At 50.7% G+C, this 10975-nt stretch carries 5 protein-coding genes; 4 read left to right on the top strand and 1 reads right to left on the bottom strand.

Annotated features, from left to right (window positions below; genetic code table 11):
* Positions 1-624, bottom strand: a 624-nt coding sequence (locus BSZ31_RS16990; protein ID WP_206018527.1) for a hypothetical protein, incomplete at its 3' end; no start/stop codon positions are given.
* A 516-nt stretch (positions 625-1140) separates the two neighbouring features.
* On the opposite strand from BSZ31_RS16990, the gene BSZ31_RS02190 reads away from it, so the two are divergent.
* The 4 genes from BSZ31_RS02190 to BSZ31_RS02175 are packed head-to-tail and all read left to right on the top strand — an operon-like array spanning position 1141 to position 10969.
* Entirely contained in the window at positions 1141-2937 is a 1797-nt protein-coding gene (locus tag BSZ31_RS02190) for an autotransporter assembly complex family protein (RefSeq protein WP_105027353.1), read from the top strand.
* Positions 2934-6986, top strand: a complete 4053-nt coding sequence (locus tag BSZ31_RS02185; protein WP_105027352.1) for a translocation/assembly module TamB domain-containing protein — start codon at positions 2934-2936, stop codon at positions 6984-6986. The genes BSZ31_RS02190 and BSZ31_RS02185 overlap by 4 nt, the downstream gene beginning before the upstream one ends.
* Before the next feature lie 12 nt (positions 6987-6998).
* Positions 6999-10271, top strand: a complete 3273-nt coding sequence (locus BSZ31_RS02180) for a glycosyltransferase (RefSeq protein WP_105027351.1) — start codon at positions 6999-7001, stop codon at positions 10269-10271.
* Positions 10268-10969: a DUF599 domain-containing protein gene (locus BSZ31_RS02175; RefSeq protein WP_105027350.1), complete on the top strand. Its 702-nt coding sequence runs from the start codon at positions 10268-10270 to the stop codon at positions 10967-10969. Before BSZ31_RS02180 ends, BSZ31_RS02175 begins: the two co-directional genes overlap by 4 nt.
* Positions 10970-10975 lie beyond the last annotated feature (6 nt).

Here is a 10975-nt window from a genome sequence, read left to right as displayed (position 1 = left end):
GTCGGAATCGCTGTCAGAGTCGGAATCGCTGTCAGAGTCGGAATCGCTGTCAGAGTCGGAATCGCTGTCGGAGTCGGAGTCGCTGTCGGAGTCAGAATCGGAGTCAGAATCGGAGTCGGAATCGCTGTCGTCGCTTGGGTCAACTGTAGTTACTGTGTCGTCACCGTCGTCGCTTAGCGCGATTGCACCGAGGGCGGCGCCACCAATAGCTGCGCCTACACCGGCGCCAGCGCTACCGCCGGCCAACAGACCGGCACCAACCAAGCCTGACATTGTCCCTTCGTATGGGGTCAGGATTGCCGAACTGACATCATTGTCAATGTCGTACAACTCCACGCCTTCGCTCAGCGCGACAACCTCTGTTCGGGTTGCACCATCCGCAACGGTGGAAGTAATCTGTTCCAGCTTGGCTGACGCGTTGGGTGCAAGTTGCAGCAGCGTGTCACCATGTCCGGCGGACACCGCAGGCATTAATACTTCAACGGTCTGGGTGCCAGTGTTGGTTACAACGTCATTCCACTTCAAGGCATCGCCCTGACTTAGCTCAACGATCTTGCCGCCGCGTTCTACCTGAAGACCGGCTGGCGATTTAATTATTCCCACGTCGGGGTTGGCGTTTTCCATGATTCACATTTCCTTGGGGCTAGAGAGTTTCGTAGGCAAATCCACTGCTATAAGCGTTTTACTCACAGCCGATTCAATCGGATTCAGGAAAATACAAATATCTGCATGATTAATTTTCGTTCGCCGGGAAAGACAAATACAATTGTTAAATAGAAATTAAATAATTGAGAATTGATTGTTTATTGGCGATGGTTCTGTGGTTGTTTATTGCAATAATTGGTCCAATGTATTGCCTTGGTTTGCAGTTGCTGGATGTCAAATTCATGTCATTTAACAGAGATTTTTTTCCTTGCGCTTGTCTCCTTGGGGGACCCATTTTGGTGGGGGGTTCCCCGTAAATATTCGGATGAGAGATTGTAGTTTTTGAACCCCCGCCTGACTTTCAATGAGATTGAGTCGGCCTCAGGGTAAATTTGTGTATTTTTATTGGCAATTTGGGCTTGACCAATTCACGATGTCTTGCCGGGGTGTCAAAGTGTCAATCTAGGGAGAATCGATTAATCCATTCAGGAAAGCATGAAGAAGTTTTTGGCTAACCACAAAAGCAGGGCTGTTCGCTGGCTTTGTGCCACTTGCTGTGCAATAGGCCTACCCATTGGCTTGGTTTACGCTCAAGACACGGTGACCGAGTTTGATCCACCGATTGTGAATTATCAAACTGCTTCTGAGTTCAACGATTTGATTGAGCAGTCCACGCGACAAATTCGCTTGACTGCACAGGTGAATGACAACGGGGATGCATGGCAACTCTTCAGGAGATTGCGGCCCGCCATTCGAGATGCCTTGGGTACTGAAGGTTATTTTTCCCCCTCCATTCAGCGAATTGTTGATGAAACAGTTCCTGAGGATGTGGCACCTCCGCTGAACATCAAAATCGAGCCGGGGGTGCAAAGTAAAATTGTCTCGGTGGATATTGAATTCGATGGCGAAATCAACCAGGATGAATTTGCGCAGCGCCGTGAGCGGCTGAAAACCTTGTGGCTGTTGGGGGTTGGTCAACCCTTTAATCAAGCGGATTGGAGTGCCAGCAAAGACAGTCTTTTGCGAGACATGCTGGCCAAAGATTTCGCTGCGGCAACTCTTTCAGAAAGCGTTGCCGATGTCGACCCCGAGAAAAACACAGTTGCATTGCGCGTGGTTTACGACAGTGGCCCTGTGTTTACTTTTGGCGAGTTGCAAATAGAAGGGCTGAACAAATACCCCAAAGACCTGGTTTCACGTTACAACACCATTCGTCCCGGCGATCGATATGAACAGGAACGGCTGTTGACTTTGCTGGCGGATCTTCAAGGAACAACCTACTTCTCAGCTGTGGACGTGAAAATTGACGCAGATGACCGACAGCCCGTGAATGTTCCAATCGAAGTCACGGTGATGGAAAGTGACAGCAAGCGTCTGGGGTTGGGTGCAGGTTACAGCTCCAACACCGGGTTTCGGACCGAGGCTACTTATCAATTCAATAACTTGTTTGATCGGGCTTATTCACTTGTCACTGGTGTTCGGGTTGAGCAAAAGCGTCAATCGGCTTATGCCGATGTATTTCTTCCCCCGTCAACCCGCGGCATTACCGATTCGGTTGGGGTTGCAATTGATCATCAGGAAATATCGAACCTTGAAGTGGATCGCTCTTCTGTGGGCGTGATCAGGGAGTTCAACAAAGGCATCAATGATTACCGTTTGGGTCTGAATTTTCAGCTGGAAGAGCGAAGGGCGCTTGGCATCAATTTTGGACAAACCCAGGCGCTGGTTGCAAGTTCATCCTGGACAAGAAATGCTGTTGACGACCGATTGAATCCCTCTGAAGGATATATTGCCTTTGGTCAACTGGCTGTTGCTGCAGAACAGTTTGCCTCCGATCAGGATTTTGTGCGTTTGTACGGGCGAGTACAAAAATTTTGGTCACCGTCCCGGGAGAATTTATTTTCTGCCCGATTCGAGGCTGGTACGGTGGTGGCCAGTGCACGCCGGGATATTCCACAGGATTACCTCTTTCGCGCCGGGGGCACCAACAGCCTGCGCGGGTTCGACTTTCTTGACCTGGGTGTTATTGATCAGGGGGTTTTGGTGGGCGGTCGTCGCGTGATGATCGGTAGCCTTGAGTACACACGCTGGTTTGATGGGGGGCCGCTTGGCGCCGCAGTTTTTACGGACGTGGGTGATGTATCAGACAACTGGAGCGACTTTGATCCCAAACCAGCAATTGGTGTGGGGGTTCGATACAAAACGCCTGCCGGTCCTATCGCTTTCGATGTGGCCAAAGCCGCAGACCAGGACAATTTAAGAATTCACTTCGCGCTGGGGGTGGCATTTTGAAGCGCGGTTTCTTTGCCTTTTGTACATTGCTGCTGGCGGCAATGGTGGCTGCTACAGCCGGAATTTTGTGGGTGGTTCACTCGGAACAAGGCCTTCGGTTTACTGTTGCTCAAGCGCAGGACTGGGTGAATGCCAATACGGACCAACAACTTGAGTTTGGCCGCATTCAGGGCACGTTGTGGCAAGGGTTTGACCTGGAGTTTATTCGATGGCAGCAAGAGAACACCAAGGTTGAAGCTGAGCAAATTCAGCTGGTAATTGACTGGTCGGGTGCCTTGAATCGATTGATTCGAATCACCAATTTGTCCGCACAGGTTGTGCGCGTCGATTCACCGCCTTCTGAAGACGATACACCTTTGGTATTGCCGGAAAAAATCAGCCTGCCAGTTGATCTGGATTTACAGAATTTCAGCATGCGGCAATTGTTGGTGAATGGTGAAGAATTGAAGCAGGTGTATGTGAAGGCTTCGGTTCAATCGGAACAGCTAAGCGTTCATAATTTTTCCTTGAGTGTGCGTGACACACAGGTCGATTCCACACTCGAAATGACTTTGGCAAAGCCTTATCAAATCACTGGGTCTGTGAATGCACAGCGCAATTTGGAGGATGTGTTACTGAATGCCACGCTGGCGGCAACAGGTTCCCTGGAGCGCTTGGAGCTTGCCCTGGATGCCAAAGGGGAAAACCCAGAAAGGGCAGATCAAACCCAGGGTGTGCAAGCCAATGCGGTGCTTACGTTGTGGGGTTCAACCCCATTTGAAACTGTGCGTATAAACGCGGAAAATTTTGATCCATCCAATTGGCTGGATGGGGCACCGCGCGCCTCGCTAGCGATTGTTGCAACCGTTGAGCCCAATGAAGATTTCTCCGAAAGTATTGGTAACTTCTCGGTTCGGAATGCGCAGCCTTCAACTGTTCAGTCTGGGGGTTTGCCACTGGCTTTCATGCAAACCCGTTTCAAGTTGGTTCTACAAAATCAACTTCCCGAACAACTCGATTTGTGGGTGGATCAGCTTCAGTTGGCCGATGGAAAACGTCAGGCTGGCAATGCGAGCGCTGTCATGCAATGGCGCGCGCCCAAGCAGCCGGTTGATCAAGTGCCCACGCTTGATGTATTGGCCGGAGACGTGAATTTTGATGTCAAGACAAGCAATGTAGATGCGTCAGTGTTTGCCACTTTGCCTCAACGACTCGCATTGACATCCTCTATTCAAGGCACTAAAAACGGTACGCAGTTGCGGGTAGATCGCCTTTTGGTTCGCGACCGGCAAGCTGAGCTTCGCGGGAAGTTGCATGTGGATTTGCTTGGGAAAATGCCAACTGACGTTCAGATTGAATTGATGAAGATCAACCCGGCCAACTACGTTCCGGATGCCAGTCCTTTCTTGCAAGGTGACTTGAACGGGAAAGCCTCTTTCAAGGGTGTTCTGGTTCAAAGCGGACAGGCTGGAACGGTTGATCCTTTGGGTGACTTCAATCTTGATTTGGTGAATTCCCGTTTGGCCAATGCCCCACTTACACTGGTTGCAAAAGCCACTGGCGGCGTGTCGCGCTTAAGCAATGTGCTGCTGGATCTGGACGTGGTGGGCAACACAGTGAAAGCCCAAGGGAGTTACGGAACACAGTCTGATTTCGTGGATTTGGATGTGAACCTGGATGAGCTGCCGCGCCTCGGAAAACTGATTCAAATGCCACTTTCGGGAACGGCGCGATTGAAAGGAAAGCTGCGTGGATTTGACGGAAACTTCTCGGGTGAAGGCAATGTCGACGTTCGCCAATTGAAACTGGATGACACCATTCAAATCGAGACTGTGTCCGGACAGTTCAACCTTGGTTCGACGCCAGATTCACCTTGGGTTGGTGACATTGTGGCGAGCCAAGTGAAGGTGCCTGGCGCGGCAACCAACACCTTGAATGAATTAAAACTGACGCTTCGAGGCATTCGCAATCAGCATGAGTTACGGGGTGTATTTTCCAGTGGCTTGCAGCCATTTAGCCGCTTGCGTCAATTGAAAGGCGAGTTTGCTTTTGAGGGTGGGATCGGTGTTTTGCGCACACCGAAATCGGTTTCAGGCTGGAAAGGACAGCTTACCCAACTGAAAGTGGAGGGAATGTGGTTGCCTGCCCGCAGCTTTTCACTTCAGGCACCGGCACCACTTGTTCTTGCACCGGGGTATGTCGAACTTGCAGATTTTGTTCTCAAAGGTGAAGACACCTCGGTGTTGAACAACAGAATTCTTCGCATTGCGAACAGGGAGGTTCGTGTTGAGGGTGAAATGCCCCAGTTTTACTTCCCACGCATGTCGCCAATATTGCGCAAGCAATTGACGGTAGAGCCCAAAGACCTGATCGCGAAAGTAAACTGGACCTACCTGGCCAATCCCAACAAGGTGGATGGTCGTGTGAATATCCGGCATGTGTCAGGTGGTTTGCAGATTCTGGAGGATTCACAAGTGGACGTGGATATTCGAACCCTGACTGCAAATCTTGACTTTAACCGAGAGGCGGCCAGTGTGGATTTGAACATTCTTGCTGACGATTTCGGTGCGGTGACTGCAAACTTGAAATTGCCGGTTCAACAGAATCCGAAAACCAAGGCTTGGGAAATTGCTGGTGATCAAGCCATGCAGGGCTCTGTGGCAGCCGGCTTTACAGAGCTTAACTGGCTTGGGCCCATGATCAGCGGTGGGGTTAGAACCAGCGGTGCAGGCCAGGTTGCAATGGCGATTGCAGGTACTGCAAACAACCCAGATGTTCAGGGGCGTTTGTTTGCAATGGATCTGGATGTGTTTCAGCTGGATCAAGGAGTACGCTTTGAAGACGGCAACGTGGTGGTTGACTTCACCACCGACAAGGCCAGTATCGACACATTTGAATTCACGGTATACAACCGTCGCCCGCCCCGGCGCTACATCGAGGAGTTGGGTCCTCTCATCCAGGGCAACGGGAAAGTGAAGGCAGAGGGTGTCTGGAATTTGACAGGTCTGAATGGTGAAATAAGACTGTCCATGGACAGGGTTCCCTTGTTGCAGCGCCCTGACCGATGGATGATGGTGAACTCGACTGTCACTGTGCAGCAACCCAGTGTCGAGGGCCAACCCTTAAAAATTCGGGGGGAAGTGGATACCCTTGGCGCATATTTTGAGATGCCCGAAAGTGGTCCACAAACCTTGGGCGACGATGTGTTTATTCAGGGGCGCAGTGAACTGGCCGGGCAGGGTTTGCCAATTGATCTACAGTTGCGCGCCAATCTGGGCGAACGCTTTTACGTGAATGCTGAGGGCTTGCGAAGTCGACTTGAGGGTGGTTTGCGTTTGGTGATGCTTGAAGGGGTAGGTGGCAGTGGGCAGCGCCGATCAGGCCGGCGTTTGAGCGCAACTGGCACCATTCAAACAGTGAGTGGTACCTACCGTGCATACGGGCAAGACCTGTCAATCGAGCGCGGCGTGGTTAATTTCCAGGGCCCTCTGGACAACCCTGGACTGAATGTTCGTGCGGTGCGCAAAGGCGTTGCAGTTGAAGCGGGTGTTGAAGTGACTGGTACGGCGCAGCGACCCAAGGTTAGTCTGGTGAGTGAACCGGCAGTCCCTGATTCTGAAAAGCTGTCGTGGATGATCCTTGGGCGCGGCAGTGGTTCAGCAGATCGTGATTCCACTTTGTTGCTGACAGCAGCTGCGGCAATTTTTGGTGATGAAGACGAAAGCACCACGCGCAAAATTGCGAAATCAATCGGGATTGATGATTTGAGTTTAAGTACTGGTTCCCTGACTGCAGCGGATTCCCGCGCAGTGGGCAGCAAGGTGGCTATTGCGCCCGGTGCAGATGCCTCTGCAAACGTGATTGGATCGGACGACCCCTTGCTCTCCCAGCGTATTGTGTCGCTGGGAAAGCGATTCAGCGATCGTGTTTACCTGAGTTTTGATCAATCTGTAACAACGGCTGCCAGTATTCTGAAATTGAACTATCAATACTCTCGCAAGTTGAGTTTCATCGCACGAGCCGGTGCGGACAATGCAGTGGATGTGCTTTATCAATTCTCTTTTGACTGATCGCAGGACACCATGATCAATCCTGTCAGACTTGAAAAACTGGGTAGTTGGTTTGCCGGTGTGAGCTCGGTCCGCGACCACGAACCCTGCGTCTTGATGTTGTCTACTTCCAATGGGCTTGAGCGCGCAAGCGTAGAAACATTTGTGGGTCAGTCGTTTGAAGCCAGCTGGAATGCGCTAAGTTCCCATGCGTCCACTTCCTTTCGCAAAACATTGCTCGATTTTGAGCATGTACGCGTAGATCGGGTTAGCGAAATTCAAACAACAAGCTGGGCGGAGCTAAAGGCGCTGCTGTCAACAACAAAACGAAATTACTTCGGTTATGGAATCGCCCTGGATCCGCAGTTCAAACATTCTTTTTTGTGGGGCGAGCTCAACGGCAACGCCATGTTGTACGGCGGCTCAGAGGAAGAGTTTGCGAAGCTCCATGTTATAAATTTCGAAAAGTACGCCAGAAAGAAATATGGTCAACCATTCGTGTTGAATCATGATGATGATCAGCCGGTGTATCTGTTTTTGACGCAAGGTGCTTACATCGGTAAGGATGAAACCGTGCATGGCCTGGAGCCTCACGGTGTGGCTGTAGGGCGTCGCACGCTCCCCGATCTGGATGCAGATTCCTGCAGGCAGCTGGTGTTCAATGCCAGCGAATTTCTGGCCCGGCAAGTCAAGGACAGCGGCCAGTTCGTGTATGGATTGTTTCCATGCTTCAACAAGGAAATTCCAACCTACAACACCCTTCGCCATGCAAGTTCTACCTACGCCATGATTGAGGCATGGGAAGTCACACAAAGCGCTTTTTTGAAGTCGGCGATTGAACGTTCGCTACTTTGCTTGACGCAGGAGTTGATCAAGCGGGTTGAATTAAGCGGTGGAATTCAGGCGGCCTTTTTGGTCGACACCGGCAATGAAATCAAGCTGGGTGGCAATGCGGTGTGTATTCTCGCGTTGGCCAAGTACACCGAACTGACCGGCACCGCGGAATACATTGAATTGATGGAGCAACTGGCCCAAGGCCTGGTTGCCATGCTTAATCCGAGCACTCGCCGCTTTGTGCATGTGCTTAACTATCCTGACCTTTCCATCAAAGAACAATTCAGGATTATTTATTACGATGGTGAAGCCGCATTCGCCCTCATGCGTTTGTACAAAATTACCCGCAGGGCAAGGTGGCTTCAAGCGGTGGAGTTGGCTTTTGAATATTTTATTGAAGCCCGTCACTGGAAAGCGAATGATCACTGGATGAGCTACTGCGTGAACGAGCTTACCCAGTACAGGCCCAAGCGAGAGTACTTTGAGTTCGGAATTCGCAATTTCGCAAATCACCTGGATTTCGTGCTGACACGCATCACCACTTTCCCGACCTTGCTCGAGTTGATGATGGCCGCCGAACAAATGCTCTCTCGTTTGCAAACCATGCCTGAGTTTGCTGATCTGTATGCACAGGTGGACACCGAGAAGTTTTATCGAGCCCTGCACTGGCGCGCCAATTATTTGACAACCGGTTATTTTTGGCCTGAATGGGCCATGTATTTTGCGAAACCCGACACGCTGAACGGTTCGTTTTTTATTCGGCATCATGCTTACCGGGTGCGTATTGATGATGTAGAGCACTATGTATCGGGTTTGGTGGCTTACCGGAAGTTTTTGGTGCAGGGTGCCTTGTCTCAGAATCTGGAACCGGCCAAGCCAAACAAGGCATTGAACGCCAAAGTTCAAGAGACCAATTTTTGGTTTCTGAACCAGAACTTTGGTTTTCAGCGTTCGGGCGTTGAGAATGCAGCTTTGCTTCGATATCGGGTTTTTGAGCAAGAGATGCATGTGCGACCAGTGTTGTTGACCTGTCGCTATAACCCACGATTGCATGAGTCAATCGAGAAGTTGGTGGCCAACAAGGCTTTGCCCGAGTCTTCAGTGTGCCGGTCTGTTCACGATTATTTTCAGGATGCAGAGTTGGTTTCAACTCAGCTGAACACTGGTCAGTCGCTCTTTGAGAATCCAATGCTCCGCAGCCAGCTGGTCGCCGGCAGGCGAGATATTCGCGTAACGAGCCTGCAAGGACAACTGCTGATGTACGTGGTTCGCAATCCTGTGAACGACGCGCTGATTCACATCAATCATTTTTCTGACGGGGTGAAGTTCAGGAAGGACTATTACGATTGCCGTGGATTTTTAAGTTGCATGCAGTACCTAGATTCAGATGGCGCGGTGAACCATGAACATTACTTGCGCCCCGATGGCACATTGGCGATTGCCAAGCTTTACAAGCGAATCGACAAAAAACAACTGCTATCGGATGTTCGCATTCACAATTCAACCGGGGTGCTCGTGGCTTGTTTGCACAGTGAATCGGAATGGCTGACTTACGCCTTGGTTTCCATGTTGAAAAAGCGGGGCGGTAAACATGTGCTCATCGTGGACAAAAATCGGTATTGGTACTTGCCTGCAGTGGCTGCGCGTGATCATTTGCATCGGGAATCGCCCGGGCAGGTGGCAGTGGTGCCGATTATTCACGCCCTTCATACACACACTGTGGCAGATATGGCCACGAGTCCAACCAACTCCAATTTCAGGGATATCTTGCACGACATCAAGCGTCCGGATGCAGTCATTACGTTGACCGATCAACAAATGAATGACATCACTGCACGATATGGGGCTGGGCAACTATTTCCCATCGGCCATTCATGTGAGATAAAAAACTCAATTCCGGAGTTCAAGACTCGGGACCGATTTCGAATTGTTTCCATGGCCAGATACAGCCCCGAGAAAAATCATCACCTGGCAATCGCAGCTTTCGCCAAAGTGGTGGCGAAGTATCCCGAGGCGCGTCTTGATTTTTACGGTTTTGCAGTGGCGGGTAGTTCCCTCTTGTCTGATTTGAAGACACAGCTTGAATCGTTGGGCTTGCAGAACCATGTTGGTTTGAATGACTGGACAGACGATCCTGCGGCCCATTACATGCGTGCAGGTTTGTCGCTGTTGACCAGCCAGGCCGAGGCTTACTCACTGGCCATTATGGAAAGTATTTGCCACGCATGCCCTGCAATTGCTTTTGACGTGCCGTATGGACCCTCGCATTTGATTGTGCACGGTGAAACTGGTTTGCTAGCGCCATTTGGGGATACAGATACGCTCGCGGATCACATACTTTCTGTTTTTGACAGTTACGAATTTCATGAAGGCTTAAGCAAAAAGGCTTTTGCTTCCGCGAACCGTTTCAGCCACGCCGAAGCGGCGCACAATTGGCGTCAATTGTTCTCAGTTGTTGGAGTGTCGTCATGACTGCTGTTCAAACCGCAATTTCCCTGCTCACCGTATTCGACTGGATCGCGGTTGCATTTTTTGTGATTTGCTTTCGGGGTTACAACTACGTGTTCGATGGTCGCAGCCGCTTTGGTCGCCATGGTTTGGCGCAAAAAACGCATGAGTTCCGCAAACTGTGGGCACGTGAAATGCTTTCTCGCAGCAACCGCGTGGGCGACACCGCGTTGATCGGTAACCTGGTCAACAGTGTTACTTTTTATGCCAACACAACGATTTATATCATTGCCGGTTTGTTCGCCCTGTTGGGTACGCTCGATCAGTTGGTCAACATTACCAGCGACTTGCCGTTTAGCCGGGAGGTTAGCCGTGGGTTAATGGAAATCAAGGTGCTATTGGTGCTCACCGTGTTTGTGGTGGCTTACTTTAAATTCACCTGGAGTTTGCGCCAATTCAACCTGCTGACCATTTTGGTAGGTGCTGCACCCGACGGTAATCCGGACAAGGATTACAACGAAGCCTATGTGTCGCGCATGGCGCGCATCAACAGCCTGGCCGGTGATGAATTCAACCGAGGCTTGCGCAGTTATTATTTCGGTATTGCCTCGGTCACCTGGATGATTCATCCCGGTTTGTTGATGGCCTTTAGCGCACTGATTGTGTTTGTGTTGATCCGCAGGGACTTCTATTCAGAAGCCCTGGAGATCATGTCGAGATAAAAATTT

Origin of the sequence: Limnobacter sp. SAORIC-690 (assembly GCF_002954425.1) — a bacterium.
Classification (GTDB): Bacteria; Pseudomonadota; Gammaproteobacteria; order Burkholderiales; family Burkholderiaceae_B; genus Limnobacter; species Limnobacter profundi.
The sequence above is the reverse complement of the archived record's forward strand: the minus strand, read 5'-3'. Positions and strand labels throughout refer to the sequence as shown.

Bases quoted from the DNA above. Each gene is read 5' to 3' on its own strand.
- BSZ31_RS02190 (WP_105027353.1), top strand. From the start codon at position 1,141: ATGAAGAAGTTTTTGGCTAACCACAAAAGCAGGGCTGTTCGCTGGCTT.
- BSZ31_RS02180 (WP_105027351.1), top strand. From the start codon at position 6,999: ATGATCAATCCTGTCAGACTTGAAAAACTGGGTAGTTGGTTTGCCGGT.
- BSZ31_RS02175 (WP_105027350.1), top strand. From the start codon at position 10,268: ATGACTGCTGTTCAAACCGCAATTTCCCTGCTCACCGTATTCGACTGG.